Here is a 16,867-nt window from a genome sequence, read left to right on the forward strand (position 1 = left end):
TCGTCCGCGGTACCGTGTCCGAGCGGCCGAAGGTGCAACTCTCGAAAAGTTGTGTGGGTGAAAGCCCACCGTGGGTTCAAATCCCACCGGTACCGCCACGAAAAACCCCCGGGATCCCAGTGTTTATGAGGAATCCGGGGGTTTTCGTTTTCCCAGAAAGGGCCATTTGCCCACCATTTGCCCACACTTCAAAGCCGTGTACTTCTAGGTATGGCACGATTCTCGCCATTCGCGTTGCGGCTCGGTGTCGCCGGTCGCTTGTAGCGTCGCCATGGATAGGACGATTGAGGAGAGGCCCATGGCGTCTGAGACCTACCGGTACCCGACGGCGATTTCGCGACTTAGCGAAGGGGAGATGTCACGCGAGCCCCAAAACGCTCGCGCCCTCAGGTGGCTTCTCGACCAGTCGGGAGGACCGGTGGTTCTCGTCACACCTCGGAAGCAGGTACCGGGGGAGGTGCTGAGTCGCTTTGCGACGAGTTCCGGGATTGTCCACCGAAGTTGGCGAGGATTCTCGAGCCAGTCGCTGGCCGGCGGCCGGGTGGTCTACGCCTGGCCAGATCGTCAGCACCTGAACGATCTTTATGGAGTCGACCTTGATGCGCTCGTGGTCATTGAGTGGAACGAACTTGAGACGGCAGAATGGATCGAGGACGCGAACCCTGTTCCGCTTCTGAATGGCTCGACGATCCAGCCGTCCGCGCGGGACCGGGAATCGCCCGCATCTGATCACCTCCCGAATGGTGTTGAGGCGATATTGAAGCACATCGCCGATATGGCTGCCGGTTATTCTTCGGGATTGAAGTGGAACGAAGAGGACAAGCTCAAGGCTGACATGATGAACCGGCCTCAGAGATGGGAACCGATCACGGTCGAACAGGTCCGTTCCAAATGCCGCGAGCTAGGAATGCGGCCCAATGATGTCGATACGGTCGCTGCCCTCGTCCGACGGCGGAAGGACGGCGGTCGATTCAACGTGCGCAGCTCCTATCGGACCTTCCATTTCAATTGATCTTCGTCGCGCACCTGTAGAAGCCTGATGCTGGCCGACGTTTTCCAGGACTCGGCGAATGAAGTGAGGGCCCTGCGGACGCGATCAGTAAGCTCACACGGTGAATGCTTCCACGTGCTCTGCGCTTAGTGCGGTCTTTCCCCTGATTCTTATTACCGTCGTGCTTGAGCGCTCGCGCATAAGCATCAAGATCCGTAGAACACGATGGTTTCGTCGGCTGGTCCTGACTACCGTAGCTGCCTCTCTGATCGGGACAGTCGTGGCGGTGGTGGGGGTGCAGCTAAGGGGCCTCGGATTGGTGGCGGGGTCGGTTGCGTGGGTGATCCTAATTGTCGCGTTGGTGGGGCTTGGCGCGATGGCTCTCATGATTGTCGCGACCGACGAGGTGGAAGAGGACCGCCCCGTTGAATCTGCTGAGTAGCCACGAGTGTAGGTCGCGCTATTGCCCAAGATCCGGGCGCGGCGGCGCTGGAGGCTTTGGGGAGTGAAGATTGAGCACAGCTTGGATGATGCTTGCCGTGCGTGGGGTGAGCTCGTCACCCGGGTAGAACGACTCGAAGAGCTCCTCGACTTCGTCGACAGTGGTAAGTCCGATCGCTGGGATAAGCACCTCGAGATCTTCGAGTTCGCGGCGTCCTCGCTTCTGCGCAGCGAAAACCTTCATTGCGAGAAGGGTCTCGGCATCCGCGACCTGCACAGTCACGCCGTCTGCGTCGTAGATTGTCAACCAACCTGCCGAGCGACCATAGCCCGACGGCACGAACTGTGCGGCGGCGTCGTTCAGCCAGTCGCTTCGCCAATTCCGCTCGGACGCGATCTGCTCGGCCAGCGCGAGTACGACACCGGGTGGAGACACAGGGCCGTCGATATCGGCGGTGGCCGAGCGGTGCTCGTTCAGAGTGAGAGCGATAGCTGCGCCGCCGACTATCTGGATGCGTGACGGTTGTCCGATTCCGCGAAGACGGCTCACCAGATCGCGGAGACCTTCGATCATCTCCTGCCGAGTGAATTCGGCTCGCGCCGGTGGGCGAAGGTTATCCGTCATGCGCTTGCAAATTCGTCGGCTTCGATGAGCACGCCACGCTTGCGGAGCGGACCAGGGACATTCTCGATGTCCACCGGAATGAAGGAAGAGGCCGCCGAGAGTGGGGGAGTCCAATTCCAGCCCTGGTTGCCGTGCTCGTCGACGACCCAGCTTGGAAGCGGAAGCTGCGCTTGGCTGAGCCGCCATTCGGTGACGCCGGCTAGCGCCGCATCCCATTCCGGGCTGATCTGAGCCGGTGGCTCAATCGCTAGGACGAATCGGTCTGCGGGATTAGGTGCTGTGAGGTCGTTGGCGACTTGGGCGAGCACACGGTACGCACGCCGGATGTTGTTCTGCTGCACAGCGTCTGCCAGGACGGCCGAGGCTTCCGCGACCGTGGTCTTCCCGTCGCTCGTCACGGGGATGAGGCGAACGCGTGCCGCGTTCGCGATCTTTTGAATCGTGGACGCGGTCGGGTCGCGGCGACCGTTCTCGATGGCGGCGATGTTTGAGCGCTGGATGCCGCTCTTCTTAGCAGCGTCGCTGAGGCTGAGTCCGGCTCGCACGCGCGCTTGTTTGAGAGAGCTCTGAATCGTCATTGCTCACCTCCGCCTAGTGTCGTATTCGATACTACCACTCAGATCGAACGAGCTCTCGCTTCGTGGAGAGCGGTGGAAACTGCATCGAGGTCATCGTCAAAGAGATCGGCATAGACGTCCAGCGTCATCGCGGCGGACGCATGGCCGAGCATCCGTTGCACGGCTTTGACGTTCGCGCCCGACGCGATCGCGAGGCTGGCGGCCGTGTGCCGGAGGTCGTGAATCGTCAGCTCGGCGGGCACGCCGGAGCGCTTCTTCGCATAGACGAACCAGCCCTTCCGCTGATCCGGCCGGCGCTGGTGGGTGAACCCATCGCCGAAGACGAGCGCCCTGCTCTGCTTCCCGGCGCACAGCTGTTCGAGCGGTTCGACGAGGAACTCCGGGAACGGGACGCTCCGTCGCTTGTGCGACTTCGGCGTTCCGACGACGATCTCGCCGCCGACCATGACCGCGTTCTCGTCGACTTGGAGCCGGCGTCGTTCGATGTCGATGTTGTCGACTCGAATTGCGACCGCCTCGCCCCAGCGGAGTCCGGTGTACGCGAGCAGGCGCACGAGCGGCCCGTGGTCGCCGGACTCGACCGCGAGTGCTTCGACCTGCTTGTGAGAGAGGTAAACGTGACGCTTCTTGTTCTTGCGGGGCAGCACGACGCCACGAGCCGGGTTGCTCGGGATCCGTCGGTCGCGGACGGCGACGTCGAGGATGCCGGCCAGAATGCCGTAGGCCCGGAGCGTGACTGTAGCGCTTCGCTTTTCAGCGAGCTCGGTCAGCCAATCCTGGACATCGCTGTAAGCCACGTCGGTGAGCCGCACGTTCTCCCATCGTGGGGCGACGTGCAGGCGCCATGTGATTTCAAGGACCCGAAACGCTGACGGCTTCATCGCCGCCTTGCGAGCATTGAGCCAGGTCTCGTGCCGCTGGCCCACAGTCGCGCGCGAGAGGGCCGGGTCGATGTACTCACCAGTCGCGATCTTCATCTGCACCGACGCCAAGTAGATCTCGGCGGCGTGCTTGGTGCGAAGACCGCGCTTCTCCTTCTGCGTGTGGTCAGGCGCCCGCCAGCGGACGCGATAGCGCCGCCCACCTGCCGTCTCGTAGGGGGTGATGCTTCCCATGGGCAGAACCTACCTCCCGCCACCGACGAGGTCGGATCGCAGTGAGAAACGCGACCGACCTGAGCGGGTATCTGAAGATGGGTGCACTCTTGACGTGTGATAGAGACGCCTGAACCAAGACCGTGGGGAGCCTCGGACGATGAAGCGGTCGAGCTTTGTCGGGAGTGGATGCATTACCTCGGTGTCACGGACGTAGTTGTCGCAGTAGGTGAAGCGCGACAGGTCTGTGATCTGTACGGGTCTCGCTATCTCGGCTGGGTCATGAACAAGCGAGGGAATCTGGAAGTGGAGCTTGTTGAGCGTGCGGCGACCGTCGCCGCTGCTGATGGTCGTAGAGGATTGGTCTTCGCTCGTCGTGGTGTGATGCCGGACGCGCGGATGAGGGCTGACGAGCTGGGGATCGCCATCTTTGGGTTCGATCCTCAGGGTGGAACTCTGGATGGCGTCAATTTGCTTGGCCGCGAGCTGTTCGCGAACGCTCAGACCAGGCAGGACTAGCGACCTGTTCATTGAAGGCCGAGTCGAGTGAGTTGACGATCTGGCGCAGCGATAGTCGGTCCGGTGGGCGACTCGGCTGCCCGTCTGAGTTCGGTCAGGGCTGCCGCTCGCGACTTCTCTATCGTCTCTTCCAGCGTGCGGCGTTGCATCATCTCGACCAGCTGCGACTTCGCGGACTCAAACGAGGGTGCCACTAGTACTGCGGCGTTTTGTTGCTTACCGCGAGTGAGTCCGACGTAGAGGCCCGCGGCGTCGACTCCGGGCCCGACAAGGGCGCGGTCGGTGGTCTCGCCCTGAACCCCGTAGACCGTTGTGGCGTAGGCGAGGTGCATGTGCGATTCGGCGTAAGCGAGGCTGACTTTCCGCAAATCGGTGGAGTCGGTGCTCGCAGCGAGGATTGCGTAGTCCTTGCCGATCGTTCGTACGATCCAGTTCTGGCGGTTCTGGACGTCAGCAGCACTGTCGTTACGTCGGGTCTGGACAACGTCACCAATGTAAATCGCCTGATCCGACTGCCCGGAAATAGCACGCCCACTGCTAATCGCCCCGGATCCGAGTCGGCGGCGTTGGATCGCTTCGCTGATCTCCTGCGCTTCCGTGTGCGTTGCCGTGATTAGTGCGATCGTCTCGTGACGACAGCTGGCGTCGAACCATCCTTCGACCATTGCCTCGCGCGCGGCGACGTCGTTATCGGTCGTCATTACATGATCGGTTCGGATGAGATCCTCTGCGATCTCGTGCATTTCATCCTTGCCTTGGGGGTCGCGCAGTCGAAGTGTGAGGTCCGCCCACGCCGGATCTTTGAAGCGGTGGGTAGCCGTGAGCTCAAATCGATCTGGCGAGCGGTGCCAGAAGAGTGCCATGGCTCCCGAGTGCCCGACCGGTAGGGCTTGTCTCTGGTCACCGACGAGGGCGACTCCCGCTCCGGCGGCGTACGCAACGTCGAGCAGTGCTGACGCGGCCTCGAGGTCCAGCATTCCAGCCTCGTCCACGACGACGCGATCTCCAGGGTTGATACTGATCCGGGGACCGCTGTAGCCACGTCCTGTAGTCGGATCGATCTCGCCGATCGAGAGCCGTCGCCATTCGGTTGCACCAGACATGGTAGGCGCCCAACGCCATCCGTAATCGTGCAAAAGCTGGTGGAGTGACGACGACGAGCTCATCGTCTCGCGGCCCGCAACAGCGGAAGCCTTCTTGGTCGGCGCGACGATGATCATTTTGTGACCGTGTCGACGCAGAGCTGCGCCAGCCACCTTGAGCATCGTGGTCTTGCCAGTGCCGGCCGGGCCGGAGATGACGACGTTGCGGGACGTGCCACCGATCGCGGCCGCACCAGCGAGCTGGCCTCCATCGAGCGTGCGATCGGGCTCGAGAGCGTGAGCGATCGCGGCGACCTCGTCTGTGTCGAGGATCTGTCCGGGCGCAGAGAACGCATCAACCTTTTGAGCGAGGGTGGCCTTCAGCGTGGCGGTGGAGACCGCCATGAGGTGCTTGACGTGCTTCGGGGCGTCCGGTTCGGAGATCAAGGTCACCGTGCGCGTTCGAGCCACGACTTCCTCAGCGAGCGTCGTAAGGACGCCGCGGGCGGCGACGACGCCAGTCTCCGCGATTGCGCGGAGCGCGCCGGCCCGCACGTCCATCACGCTGAAGCGACCACCGCTGCCGGTCGAGCGGGCATCGGCGTCGACAACGGCCTTGGCTGCCAGCAACTCGATATCGAGATCCTCGACGGCGACAGAAGGCAGCGGTGCGGGAGAACGCTGCATGCCGAGCGTCGGATCAGCGGTGTGCAGTTCCTCGCGGACGAGCGCGGCCCACCCGTCCTCGTCCAGCTCGCCAGGCTTGTTGGGTCGGCCAACAGCCCACGCCCAATTGTCGATTTGACTGAGCACATCGTGGGACGGTTCCTGCCCGGGGTGTTGCTGCTTCCACCAAAGGGTGCGGGTGATCTTGTTGGCTTCGATCTGCGCGGACCGCTTCGACAACGGTCGCACCAGATGCTGAAGTTGGGAGATCTCCCCGTCCGCGTTGAGGGTGAACCCTTTGGCGGCGAGAGCGTGGATCCAGGCGGGGTCGGTGCGGGAGGCGAGGTCACCTTCGGCGTTGATCACGTTCTGAAACCGCAACGCCACCCTCGTGTCGATGTTGGACCATTTGCCGTCTTGGCCTTGGACTTTGACGTTGAGCCAGAGGTGGCGGTGTTTGTGCGGGTCCAGGGAGCGGGAGCGTTCGTGGCGGAGTTCGACGACCTCGGCCCGGGCCAGGTCTTCGCGAATGGCGCCGCCTTTGCCGCGGCGGGCGTTCAGCTCGGACTGCCACAGCTTGATGATCCGGTCCCGGAGCCGGTCTTGGAGGTCCTCATACGCGGCAGCCAACTCGGGGTCGAGCATCGCGGCGATCGAGAACGACTTCGGTGCGTTGATCGTCGCATCCAGGACCAGGTCCGCAACGGGGGACTCGAGGTCACGCCCGCGACGTTCCCCAGTGATCGGGTCGAGTCCGTCGACCCAGTCCTTGAGTTGGTCCTTGGTGAGGAGGTCGTCGCGGATGGCACCGTTCTCCACGACGTACCGGGTCATCACCGCGTCCGCATAGCCGGCCGCGGCGATCACACCGTCTGCGGTCTTAGCAGTGAGGGTGGCGTCACAGACCCCGCTGAAGGCGTAGTTGACCGCTTGCTTGACACCGTGGGAAGACTGTCCCCGCTTCCACCTCGCTACTCCACCTCGCACCCGAACTCACCTCCCACTAACCTCGTCTTGAGCTTCCCGAAACTGGACGGTCTTGTCCTTTCGAAAAAGACTCCCTCTACTTATTACTTCCGGTTCGGCGAGCGTTTTGGCGCGCAGATGGCGCGCGCTGCTGCTTTTTCCCGAATCCGCTCTGTCCCTGGCCAACGGTGACCGGCCAGATCCGGCCTGTGTTTCCGGGTGTCTGAGCGTGCAAACCACCCTCTGCTGGGAATTTGCTAGCCGTGACGATTCCGACGAGCACACCGGGTGCAGACGCGCCCGCCTGGCAACGGCGGAAGTTCACGACAGGGGCGTCCGACAGGCTCGCCGGCGAGCTGCGCTGGAGTTCGGTGTCCGAAACGATTGCCTTCATATCTACACGTTGTGTTTCCCGGCCGAATTTGACGCGCGAACCCCTCAAATGTCCGAAACCCGCTAGGAATTCGCGGGAATCGTGGCGGACCTTCGGCTCGAACCGTGCCGAGGACCGCACGGCCATCGTGCGACTAACCAGCGACGCTGGCGCGTGCTGACTGCGGCTCACTCTCTTCGATGGCCAGGCGGGTGAGGTTGATGAAGGGCACGCCCGCCGTCTCCGCAGTGAGGGCGGTGAGCCATCCGATCGGGGTGGACGGGTCGGCGGCGATCGCCCACCCGTCCATCACGTACGTGCTGACGGTCTCCACGCACTCCTGTTTCTCGGCTGCGGTCGGGTTGTCTGAGCCTTCCACGCCGATGAGTCCGCCCTGTAGTTCCGGTGCCATGTTGCTGGTGTCGATGATGAATACCCGCATCCCGCTCACTCCCTCGTAGGGTCGATCGTTTTTGAGTGCCTTTCCGGCGGGCGATTGAGAGCGAGTGGGAGGTGTGCAGTGCCGGGACCGTGGAGTACCGGAGGGGAGCGCAGCGGAGTGAGGATACGCCGCGAAAGCCCGGGATGGAGCACCGGCAGGGAGCTACGATCGGGCGACGGAAAGGCCCTCAAATCCCAAAGGGCAGCGCCGCATGCGGCGTCCGCGACTGGTGGCACGCGGGGACATGGATGTGGCCCCGTCATCGTCTCGGGTTACGACGCGGGGCCAGTACCAAGACGCCCTGCATCCGAACGCTGAACGCTCGCAAGTAGACATCCTTGTCCACGTGGATCGGAGCTGCGGAGTACGGATCGCTCGACTCTAGACGCCGCTCGCTTCACCGCAACCACGTTGACGCGAGACCCCAGTGAAACCTGGGTCGACGGACGCCGTCCCACTTAAGTGCCTACGTGCATTCGCTCTCTTCTCTCTCGTCTCTCCTTACGTCCCTTCTCTCATCGTCTCTTCTCCTTCCTGCCCTCTGTCTCCTTCATTCCTTGCTCCATCTGTCTCTTCTCCCTTTCGCTCTTTCCTTTCTCGCCGCTTCTCTCGCATGCCCTTTACCGGCGCCCTGTTCACAACGAGCCCGGTTACCAGAACTGCTAGCCGTGGAGCTCGATGATCTCCGCGAGGGTATGGGCCACCTTCAGGACGAGTGCTGCGGTGTCTCGAATGACCGTGACGTCTTCGTCCGCCCACCCGGTGATGTATCCGACGCTGTATGCGCTGGTGTCGAATCCGGTGAGACCGGAGACGATGTACGCGACCGATTCGGCTTCGACTTCCATCTGGCCGCGGTGAGCGCGGTACTCGTCGACGTCGTCGATGTGGCGCAGTTCGATGTGTGCGGTTTCGTGAATGAGCGTCTTCGCGGCCTGCTCAATGGCGAGGTTTTCAGCCAAGGTCACCCGGCGCGACTTGGGGTCGGTGTACCCGCTAGCATTTCCGATCGCCGCGCGGTGAACCGTCCATCCGTGCGTCGCGAGGTGCGCGGTGAGGGAAGGGATGACGCCGTGGTCGTCGTCGCCGGTCAGCTGGTGGGTCGGGTTCTCTGGCAGTGGCTCGGCCCCTTCGATTGGGTCCGTCTGCGCAATGTCGAACACCGACAACGTCGGGAAATACCGAATCACGCGCTTAGCCTCTTGGGCTGCTTCATCAGCGCCCTCAACGGGTTCGTTCTTCTTCTCGTGGTACCCGAAGATCTTGATCGACTTCTCGCCTCTGCGCACCTGACGTCCTTTCGCCTGCCACTGCCGGAACCCAGCGACCATCGTCGCTTCTGGGTTCTGGGCGAGGATCAGGAGGAGGTTGTTCAGGAAGGCTGGGGAATTGCATCTGATGCAGGATTCAGGGATTCGAGACCGGCCGAGGCTGCGTCGCCTCGGGCCCTGTGGTCGCTGCGTAGAAACGCCACATGAGGTGCTGCGGTGCGGAAACGAGGAGCGAACCTCACCCCGGATCGTGCATCTGATGAATGATATCATCATCGGGTGTCGGTGCGAGGTGCGGATGGTCCCGAGGAGGAGCGGTCGGTGCGCGTTGCTCAAGGCAGCCCAGCGGCGCGGCTGCTCACACCGGGCGTGGCGCTGTTCGCCGCCGAGGAGACCGTGCTCGCGGCGATGCTGGAGGGCTGGGAGCTGCAGCAGCGGTCCCGAATGCTGTCGGGGTTGACGATCGAGCGTCGGCTGTTGACGGTTCGCCGGTTCGCGTCGTTCACGAACGACTACCCGTGGCACTGGACGCCGGGCGATGTCGAGGCGTGGACGGCGGAGATGGTCTCGGCGGGGATGGCGCACTCGACGGTGCGGAACTACCAGATGGCGGTGTCGCTGTTCTGCGGCTACCTCTCCGATCCCCGTTATCAGTGGCACGAGGTCTGCGAACGGCACTTCGGAGACGTGCCGGTGCAGGTGTTCCACGAGTGGAACACGGTGATCCATCGCAGCGACTACGAGGGGCGGCCGGGCAACCGGCCGCTGTCGCGCGACGAGCTCCAAGCGTTCTTCGACTATTGCGACCAGCGCGTCTCCCAGGTGCAGTCGACGGGCCGCAAGGGCTGGCTGGCGGCGTTCCGCGACGCGACACTGTTCAAGACGATCTACGCCTGGGGTCTGCGCCGGCGGGAAGCCTCCAAGTTGGAGACGGTTGACTGGTCGGGCAACGCTGCGGCTATCGGGTTCGGCCGATACGGGGCGCTGGCCGTCCGCTACGGCAAAGCACTGCGCGGCAGCCCGCCCAGGCGTCGCACCGTTCTGACCACGATGGGGTGGGCGGCCGAGGCCGTCGCGGAGTGGACGGAGGAGCTTCGCCCGCTCTACGACGCGACAGGCACGGCGTTGTGGCCGACTGAGCGGCGCGCCCGCGTCAGCGCGGATGCGATCTCGCGACGGTTCGCCGAGTACCGGGACGCGATCGGTCTGGACCGGAACCTCGGCCCGCACTGCCTGCGCCACTCGTATGCGACGCATCTGCTCGAAGACGGCTTCGACCACTTGTTCGTGCAGCAGCAGCTCGGCCATTCCTGGGGCTCGACGACCGCGATCTACACGACCGTCGGCGCCGACTACAAGAACAAGGCGCTGCGCCGAGCCCTCGACCGCGCCTTCCAGCCCGAGACCGAGTGAGACCCCGAGGAGGAACACGATGGCACGCACACCCCAGCCCCGCCTGGGATACCGATGGCACCTGCGACGGCTGATGGCCGCCCAGGAGATGTTCGCCACCACGACACTGGTTCCGCTGCTCGCCGAGCGCGGCATCGTCCTGTCTGAAGCGCAGGTATATCGGCTCGTCACCGGCACCCCCGAGCGGTTGAGCCTGCGCACTCTGACCGCGCTCTGCGACATCCTCGGCTGCACCCCGAACGACCTCATCGAGCCCGTCGCCGAGACCGCAGCCGTCAAAGCTACCGGCACCACCGGGAAACCCACTGCCGTCTCGGCCACGGCGAAGACCCGCACCCCGCGGCGCGCGGATATCACCCGCAGCAAGTGACGGGACAAACCTGTCAGCTCTGCGACCGCGCCGCGATGCCCGGCCGTGGGCTCTGCTCGCGTTGCAGCAAGGGCGTCGGTCGAGTGCGCGGCGACTGCTCCCGCTGCGAGAAACCGGATCGGCTGCTCGACTTCGAGGGCCGCTGCCGATGGTGTCGTGAACGAGCCAGGAAACACTGCCAGGACTGCAGCCGCAGTGACGTCCTCCTCGTCGGCATCGACGGGAACCGTGTCTGCAATCCCTGCGCGCTGCGGCGGCACCTTGACCGCGTGCTCACCGGAGACGGCGTGCTCGCCCCGCTGCACGCGTCGGTCCTCGCCGCGGAACCCCTCACGACCCGCCGCTGGCTGACCCGCACCCGCGACCTGCTGCGCGACCTCGACACCGGCCGCATCCCGCTCAGCCACGACACCCTCGACCGGTTCCCGCAACGCCGAGCAGCCGAGCATCTGCGCGCGCTGCTGATCGCCGCTGGGCTCCTCGAGCCGGACCCTCATCGAAGCCTGCGCCGCCTCGAAGCCCGCGTCCTGGATCTGACCGCACCGCTGGATCACGAGCACCGGCAGCTCGCGACGCGCTGGCTCAACTGGAAAGTCCTGCCACGGCTGCGGACTCTGGACGAGCAACAGCGCGTCGACATCAGCGCGCGCAACGCTACCCGCCAGATCGAACAGGTCGTCGCCTTCCTCGCTGGACTGCAAGACGTCGACCGGCATCTGGACGAGGCAACCCAGCACGATATCGATTCGTGGTTCGCGGGCCCCGGCGCCATCCGACACGTCGTCCGCCCGTTCCTCACCTGGGCACGCCAGAACCGTCAGCTGCCCCGAGAGATCGAGCTCCCGCCCACCTACGTCGGACAGCCCGTCACCCCGATGGACACCGAACAGCGTTGGCAGATCGCCCGGCGACTGATCACCGACGACACCCTCGATCCCGCCGACCGGATCGCCGCCGCGCTCATCGTGCTCTACGCGCAACCGGTGAACCGGGTCGTTGCGCTCACGACCGACGACGTGACCGTCACCGAGACCGGCACGAACCTCGCCCTCGGCACTGACGCGCTCGAACTGCCCGAGCCGTTCGCGACCGTGATCCGCCAACTCCCGGTCCGCCGCCGCGCCGGCACGGCCGAGCAGCTCCCGACCCGATGGCTGTTCCCCGGAAACCACGCCGGCACCCACATCACCCAGAACGCTCTAGCGAACCGGCTGCGCCGAACACTCGACATCCAGCCGAGGCAACTGCGCCTGGCCGCAGCCGAGCAGCTCACCCGAGAGATCCCGCCCGCGATGCTCGCCAGCATCCTCGGACTGCGCCCACTCACCATCGTCCGCATCAGCGCGAACGCTGGCGGCTCGTGGGCGAACTACGCCGCCGACCGGCAGACCTGACAGCGAGTATTCACGGGGTTCGAATACGCCAACCCTGCCAGTCCTGTAGTTGTGGAAGGAGCGGGCGAACTCCAGGAATGCCCGCCACTGGCCGCTGTCGGCGAGCTGTTGGACCTGGTCCATGATCGACGCGTGCAGTGCCTCCGCCTCCGCCTGTCGTTCCTCTGCACTTCGAGAGTTGTGGGTGGGGACCATGATGCTTGCCTCCTGATCGTTCTTGTTGCCGTTCCGGCACAGAGATCGAGAGCGGGCGGAGGCGGCGTAGTGCCCGGAGGGAGCGGTTGCTAAGCGCAACGAGCGTAGCGAGTGGAGTCTGCAAATAGCGCATCAAGGGAACGGAGCTGATGGAGCTCGCTATGATCGGCTGCCGGATCGGAAAGAAGACCGCCGATACGACAAGACGCTGGTGCCCTGCCATCACCCCCGCAGGTTAGGACCCGGCTTTGTTTGACCACGAGGGCTCGAGACGATCACAACCGTGTCCGACGAAACACTGCGAAGAGCCAGCGGGCTAAGCTCACAGGCAGGTGGTGGGGCTCACCCCGAACGAAACTGCGCCGTGCGGCGACAACGGTCCCTGAGGTGACGATGAGGAGCGCCCAGTGACCAAGAGCAACGGTGATGCGTTGACCCTGCGGGGGAGAGAGATTTTCGGCCCGAGCAGCGACGCGAACCTCCTACCGGAGGAGGTGCGGATCCTCTGGGACTTCGTCCACGGCGACATCATGGACGGGACGACCAGGCGGCGACTGCTGGCGAACCGGGGTATGTGTACCCGCCATGCGTGGGCGTACGCCACCGTGGAGATCGAACTCTGGCACGACGGAGCCGGCGCCCGCGGCGGGCATCAACCGTTCGATGTGTCCGTCCTCTACACAGCGTTGCTCGAGGATGTCCGGTGGGCGCTGCACGGGCCCCCGAAGGCGATGCGGCGTCACTTGGCCAGCGGTGGTGTTTGCGTGGTCTGCGCGGATTTGAAGGGTCCGGCCCTGACGGGGATCATCGTCACACATGCGGGGATGGACCTTGCCGAGCTGACGGTGGAAGCGAACCGGATGGCGTACATTGCCGAATGGTTCACGGAGACTGCGCCGCTGTGGTCTCGCGTCGTTTGCGCTCAGTGCGCCGGCGATCATGGTGAGGCTGCCCCGGAGGCGTCGATCCGCTGCCGTCGGCACCTGCTGGATGGGGCACCGCCGGAACCGACAGAGTTCGCCGTACTCGCCTCCTACCTCGGCAGGTTGCAGCAGGAGTTGTCGCTGCTGACCGCGTCGATGACTCAGTCGGGTACGCCGGCAACTTCAGCTGTCGACGCATCCTGGGTGGAGACGCTGGGCTGGTTTCATGGTTGGGCGTTCCCGTTGACGCTGTCGTCGCAGCTGGAGTAACCGGTGGCGGGGATGTTCCAGCTGATGATGACCGGGTGCCCGTGCTCGTATCCGAGGATGCTTACAGTCCCGGTGTGCAGGGCGAGTTTGCGTCCGTCGATCACGGGGAGGTCCACCCAGGCGGCGCCGAGGGATCGCAGAAAATGGCCGTGCGCGACTAGTGCGACGTTCCCGCCGTCCCGCACGATGTTCTTCACCTCGGTTAGCACGGCGCGGGCGCGGGCATAGACGTCGGCTGCGTGTTCTCCGGGGGTGGCGCCGCCGACAACTCCGTCGATCCAGAGGTCCCAGCCGTCGCCGCGGGCTTGCAGGATTTCGGCGGTGGTGAGTCCTTCAAATCCGCCGTAGTCCCACTCGACGATGTTGGGTTCGATGACGGCCTGCTGGCTGAGTCCGGCTAGCTCTGCGGTTCGCTGGGTGCGTTGGCGTGGGCTGACCAGCACCAACTCGAACGTCACATGTGCCAGCGCGACACCGATGGCTTTCGCCTCGTCCTCTCCAGCCGGGGTGAGGGGAATGTCGGTGACAGACGTGTGCTGTCCGGTGATCGTCCACGGTGTCTGCCCGTGTCGGATCAGGTACACGCGGCCCGGCGTCGGCGATGTCATCGGCTGACAGCCTCCGGGTTCTGGTCGTATTTCAGCACCGTCCATGAGCTGTCGTGGCGCACGAGCTCGTTCCAGGAACCTGTTCTCGCTTCGATAGGTCCGATCCGCGGGTCGATCGTTGTCAGGATTGGGCGGATCAGAGCGTCATGGGTGACCACGGCGATGGGGACACCAGCGTGGGCGCGCATCACCTCGTCGAGCGCCGGCCAGACCCGTTTGAGGACATGGTCGATCGGTTCGACCCCGGGGGCGTCGTCGATTGAGCCGAACTGGGCTTCGACCTCCGCTTTCACCTGCCCGGTCCACGGTCCGTAGTCGCGGTCGTTGAACTCCGGGACTACATCGAAGTCGCAGTCGAGGTGGTGGGCGATGATTTGCGCGGTGCGGAACGCCCGCTCTAGTGGGCTGCAGTAGACGATGTCGATCCCTCGCCCAGTCAACGCGACCGCGGTCTCCTCGGCTTCGGCACGACCCACCTCGTCAAGCGGCGGGTTCGCTAGTCCTCGAAGTCGTCCTTCGGCGTTGAGCGCGGTCTGTCCGTGCCGGATCAGGAACAGGTGTTGCGGTTGGTCAGTCATCCTGGCTTCCTCTCTGCGTGTTCGGCGAGTGTGACGATGATGTTGGCTGCGGCCTCGGGGGAACGGAACGGCCCTCGCGGATGGTGAGTTCCCTGTGGTATGGCGACCCATCGCGCCGGCAGGAAACGGGGGTACTCGCGTCGAACTCGGCCAATCACGGTCTGGTTGCGGACCACGAGTTGGACGACGTCGCTACCGGGGAACATCGGCACGAGACACACGCCATGCGCGCATGCTGTCGCGACCGCGTTCTCTTCCAGCACGGTGAGGGTGGCACGGGCGATGATGTTCTCAGCGACACGGATAATGGTGGGCTCCTCCACCGTCCTCACCCCCGGACCATCCGCCGGCGAGGGCCGACCGCCTGCACCAGTACCGGGAGACGTTGCGTGCGGTTCTCCTCGTAGTCTGCGAGGTTGCCTTCGTACCAGTACCAGTGGCCGGGGTCGTCCGTTGCGCCTTCCCAGGCGAGGATATGGGTGGCGACACGGTTCAGGAACCACTGGTCGTGTGAGGTGATCATCGCTGAGCCGTCGAAGTCGAGCAGCGCCTGCTCGAGCGCGATCAGCGTCTCTGTGTCCAGGTCGTTGCTCGGTTCATCCAACAGCAGAACGTTGCCGCCCTGCTTGAGCGTCAGGGCGAGGTTCAAACGGTTGCGTTCGCCGCCTGAGTAGTCCTTCACTGGCTTCTCCTGGGATTGGCCGGTGAACCCGAACCGGGCAACGTACGCACGGGCTGGCACCTCCGTGTCCCCGAGACGGACGGTTGCTTCTCCGTCAGCGACGGCCTCCCACGCGGTGCGAGCCGCGTCGATGCCGCTGCGTGCCTGATCGACGTATGAGATCCGGACGGTCTCCCCGACATGGACCGCCCCGGAATCCGGTGCAAGACGACCGCTGATGATCTCGAACAGCGTGGTCTTGCCGACACCGTTAGGACCGAGCACTCCAACGATGCCGCCTCGAGGGACCGTGAAGGAGACATGGTCCAGGACGACGCGCTCGTCGAACGCTTTCGAGACGGAGTCGAGCTCGATCACGTTCGTTCCAAGCCGCGGGGGAGGCGGAATGAGCAGCTCACCAACCGGGACCTGCGAGTCACCATCCGGACGACGGCGGGCGTCGTCTTCGCTGAGCGATGCGAACTCGCGTTCCAGCAACCGCAGGCGCTGCACGTCCCGCCGCCCATCCACACGGAAGTCAGCCAGCCGTCTCGCCAGGTAGTCGCTGTAACCTCCGGCGAACACGTGGACCCGGCCATGTTCCACCTCGATGATTCGCCTGGCGACCATGTCAAGGAATGACCGGTCGTGGGTGATCGCGATGACGGTTCCTGGGTAGGCGGCCAGATGCTCCTGAAGCCAGTTGGTGCTGTCCGTGTCCAGGTGGTTCGTCGGCTCATCCAGTAGCAGCAGATCCGGCTGGGCCAGCAGCAGCCGACAGAGAGCAACGCGTCGACGTTCACCACCGGAGAGCGATGCGACGAACACCGGTCCGGGTGGGCAGCGCAGTGCGGTCATCGCCTGTTCAACGCGGGATGCGACATCCCAACCGTCCACCCGGTCCAGGTACTCCTGCAGATCACCGAGTTCTGCCAGCGCTGCCTCAGACCCATCCGCTGCGAGCCGTCGCGCGGCGTCGTCGTAGAGGGCACGGGCGGTGATCGTGTCCGAGATCGCGTCCTCGATGTTCTCCAGGACCGTCTCGTCGTCACGAAGGACCGGTTCCTGCATCAGGACGCCGACGCTGATGTCCGGAGCGGTCATTGCGCTTCCGGCCGTCAACGTGTCGGTACCGGCGATCACCCCCAGAAGTGTGGATTTACCGGCGCCGTTTGGACCGATGACGCCGACACGATCGTGCTCACTGATGGTGAGGTTGACGTTCTCAAGGATGTGTTTCGTACCGCGGGTGATCGTCGCGTTCTCGACCCGTGCGACCCAGTGTTCTCCTGACATGGCGGGCTCCCTACCGTTGCATCTAACAGGTAGGGACCGTTGTCGACGTTCGCCGCGTTGTGGTGAGCCCCTCCACCATCGCCGACCTCACACGATACTCCGGCCGAAACG

Annotated in this window: 16 protein-coding genes and 1 tRNA gene; 7 read left to right on the plus strand and 10 right to left on the minus strand. The window is 64.3% G+C overall.

The genetic code is table 11. From position 1 onward, the window contains the following. The first annotated feature begins 8 nt into the window (after nucleotides 1–8). A tRNA-Ser gene (locus F1C12_RS17995) sits at nucleotides 9–98 on the plus strand. A 200-nt stretch (nucleotides 99–298) separates the two neighbouring features. Further along, a complete protein-coding gene (locus F1C12_RS18000) occupies nucleotides 299–1,012 on the plus strand; it encodes a hypothetical protein (RefSeq protein ID WP_185276244.1) in 714 nt (237 codons plus the stop codon). Between the two features lie 439 nt (nucleotides 1,013–1,451). Here F1C12_RS18000 and F1C12_RS18005 read toward each other — a convergent pair whose 3' ends face one another. Genes F1C12_RS18005 through F1C12_RS18015 form a run of 3 tightly spaced genes read right to left on the minus strand, consistent with a single transcriptional unit; the run spans nucleotide 1,452 to nucleotide 3,750 of the window. Continuing rightward, nucleotides 1,452–2,006, minus strand: a complete 555-nt coding sequence (locus tag F1C12_RS18005; protein WP_185276245.1) for a hypothetical protein — start codon at nucleotides 2,004–2,006, stop codon at nucleotides 1,452–1,454. Nucleotides 2,007–2,053: 47 nt separating this feature from the next. Beyond that, nucleotides 2,054–2,635 (minus strand): helix-turn-helix transcriptional regulator, encoded by a 582-nt coding sequence (locus F1C12_RS18010; protein WP_185276246.1) that lies wholly within the window; start codon nucleotides 2,633–2,635, stop codon nucleotides 2,054–2,056. 38 nt (nucleotides 2,636–2,673) lie between these two features. Beyond that, nucleotides 2,674–3,750, minus strand: a complete 1,077-nt coding sequence (locus F1C12_RS18015; protein WP_185276247.1) for a tyrosine-type recombinase/integrase — start codon at nucleotides 3,748–3,750, stop codon at nucleotides 2,674–2,676. 261 nt (nucleotides 3,751–4,011) lie between these two features. Between F1C12_RS18015 and F1C12_RS18020 the strand changes: the two genes are divergently transcribed. Then, nucleotides 4,012–4,248 (plus strand): hypothetical protein, encoded by a 237-nt coding sequence (locus F1C12_RS18020; RefSeq protein ID WP_185276248.1) that lies wholly within the window; start codon nucleotides 4,012–4,014, stop codon nucleotides 4,246–4,248. 8 nt (nucleotides 4,249–4,256) lie between these two features. Here the strand turns inward: F1C12_RS18020 and F1C12_RS18025 are convergent, their stop codons facing one another. The 3 genes from F1C12_RS18025 to F1C12_RS18035 all read right to left on the minus strand — a co-directional run bounded on the left by F1C12_RS18025 (nucleotide 4,257) and on the right by F1C12_RS18035 (nucleotide 9,108). Next, nucleotides 4,257–6,863 carry an AAA family ATPase gene (locus tag F1C12_RS18025; RefSeq protein ID WP_258045974.1) on the minus strand — a complete coding sequence of 869 codons (2,607 nt, stop codon included), beginning with the start codon at nucleotides 6,861–6,863 and terminating at the stop codon, nucleotides 4,257–4,259. A gap of 626 nt (nucleotides 6,864–7,489) precedes the next feature. Further along, nucleotides 7,490–7,777, minus strand: coding sequence for a hypothetical protein (locus F1C12_RS18030; RefSeq protein WP_185276250.1), 288 nt, complete (start codon nucleotides 7,775–7,777; stop codon nucleotides 7,490–7,492). A 662-nt stretch (nucleotides 7,778–8,439) separates the two neighbouring features. Continuing rightward, nucleotides 8,440–9,108: an ArdC-like ssDNA-binding domain-containing protein gene (locus F1C12_RS18035; RefSeq protein ID WP_185276251.1), complete on the minus strand. Its 669-nt coding sequence runs from the start codon at nucleotides 9,106–9,108 to the stop codon at nucleotides 8,440–8,442. A 219-nt stretch (nucleotides 9,109–9,327) separates the two neighbouring features. Between F1C12_RS18035 and F1C12_RS18040 the strand changes: the two genes are divergently transcribed. The 4 genes from F1C12_RS18040 to F1C12_RS18055 all read left to right on the plus strand — a co-directional run bounded on the left by F1C12_RS18040 (nucleotide 9,328) and on the right by F1C12_RS18055 (nucleotide 13,613). Continuing rightward, a complete protein-coding gene (locus tag F1C12_RS18040; RefSeq protein WP_258045872.1) occupies nucleotides 9,328–10,461 on the plus strand; it encodes a tyrosine-type recombinase/integrase in 1,134 nt (377 codons plus the stop codon). A 19-nt stretch (nucleotides 10,462–10,480) separates the two neighbouring features. Continuing rightward, nucleotides 10,481–10,831 (plus strand): helix-turn-helix domain-containing protein, encoded by a 351-nt coding sequence (locus F1C12_RS18045; RefSeq protein WP_185275282.1) that lies wholly within the window; start codon nucleotides 10,481–10,483, stop codon nucleotides 10,829–10,831. Between the two features lie 269 nt (nucleotides 10,832–11,100). Continuing rightward, entirely contained in the window at nucleotides 11,101–12,225 is a 1,125-nt protein-coding gene (locus tag F1C12_RS18050; protein ID WP_185275590.1) for a hypothetical protein, read from the plus strand. A 602-nt stretch (nucleotides 12,226–12,827) separates the two neighbouring features. Then, nucleotides 12,828–13,613 (plus strand): hypothetical protein, encoded by a 786-nt coding sequence (locus F1C12_RS18055; protein ID WP_185276252.1) that lies wholly within the window; start codon nucleotides 12,828–12,830, stop codon nucleotides 13,611–13,613. On the opposite strand, the gene F1C12_RS18060 is transcribed toward F1C12_RS18055, so the two are convergent. Genes F1C12_RS18060 through ettA form a run of 4 tightly spaced genes read right to left on the minus strand, consistent with a single transcriptional unit; the run spans nucleotide 13,568 to nucleotide 16,756 of the window. After that, entirely contained in the window at nucleotides 13,568–14,221 is a 654-nt protein-coding gene (locus F1C12_RS18060) for a histidine phosphatase family protein (RefSeq protein ID WP_185276253.1), read from the minus strand. The two genes, F1C12_RS18055 and F1C12_RS18060, sit on opposite strands and share 46 nt — an antisense overlap. Beyond that, complete coding sequence (locus tag F1C12_RS18065; RefSeq protein ID WP_185276254.1) at nucleotides 14,218–14,799, minus strand: histidine phosphatase family protein; 582 nt, start codon at nucleotides 14,797–14,799, stop codon at nucleotides 14,218–14,220. The genes F1C12_RS18060 and F1C12_RS18065 overlap by 4 nt, the downstream gene beginning before the upstream one ends. Next, entirely contained in the window at nucleotides 14,796–15,122 is a 327-nt protein-coding gene (locus F1C12_RS18070; RefSeq protein ID WP_185276255.1) for a hypothetical protein, read from the minus strand. Before F1C12_RS18070 ends, F1C12_RS18065 begins: the two co-directional genes overlap by 4 nt. Before the next feature lie 5 nt (nucleotides 15,123–15,127). Further along, nucleotides 15,128–16,756 (minus strand): energy-dependent translational throttle protein EttA, encoded by a 1,629-nt coding sequence (ettA, locus tag F1C12_RS18075; protein ID WP_185276256.1) that lies wholly within the window; start codon nucleotides 16,754–16,756, stop codon nucleotides 15,128–15,130. Between the last annotated feature and the right edge of the window lie 111 nt (nucleotides 16,757–16,867).

Origin of the sequence: Leifsonia shinshuensis (assembly GCF_014217625.1) — a bacterium.
GTDB lineage: Bacteria > Actinomycetota > Actinomycetes > Actinomycetales > Microbacteriaceae > Leifsonia > Leifsonia shinshuensis_A.

Bases quoted from the DNA above. Each gene is read 5' to 3' on its own strand.
- F1C12_RS18045 (WP_185275282.1), top strand. From the start codon at position 10,481: ATGGCACGCACACCCCAGCCCCGCCTGGGATACCGATGGCACCTGCGA.
- F1C12_RS18030 (WP_185276250.1), bottom strand. From the start codon at position 7,777: ATGCGGGTATTCATCATCGACACCAGCAACATGGCACCGGAACTACAG.
- F1C12_RS18000 (WP_185276244.1), top strand. From the start codon at position 299: ATGGCGTCTGAGACCTACCGGTACCCGACGGCGATTTCGCGACTTAGC.
- F1C12_RS18015 (WP_185276247.1), bottom strand. From the start codon at position 3,750: ATGGGAAGCATCACCCCCTACGAGACGGCAGGTGGGCGGCGCTATCGC.
- F1C12_RS18020 (WP_185276248.1), top strand. From the start codon at position 4,012: ATGAACAAGCGAGGGAATCTGGAAGTGGAGCTTGTTGAGCGTGCGGCG.
- F1C12_RS18065 (WP_185276254.1), bottom strand. From the start codon at position 14,799: ATGACTGACCAACCGCAACACCTGTTCCTGATCCGGCACGGACAGACC.
- F1C12_RS18005 (WP_185276245.1), bottom strand. From the start codon at position 2,006: ATGATCGAAGGTCTCCGCGATCTGGTGAGCCGTCTTCGCGGAATCGGA.
- F1C12_RS18010 (WP_185276246.1), bottom strand. From the start codon at position 2,635: ATGACGATTCAGAGCTCTCTCAAACAAGCGCGCGTGCGAGCCGGACTC.
- F1C12_RS18035 (WP_185276251.1), bottom strand. From the start codon at position 9,108: ATGGTCGCTGGGTTCCGGCAGTGGCAGGCGAAAGGACGTCAGGTGCGC.
- ettA (WP_185276256.1), bottom strand. From the start codon at position 16,756: ATGTCAGGAGAACACTGGGTCGCACGGGTCGAGAACGCGACGATCACC.
- F1C12_RS18060 (WP_185276253.1), bottom strand. From the start codon at position 14,221: ATGACATCGCCGACGCCGGGCCGCGTGTACCTGATCCGACACGGGCAG.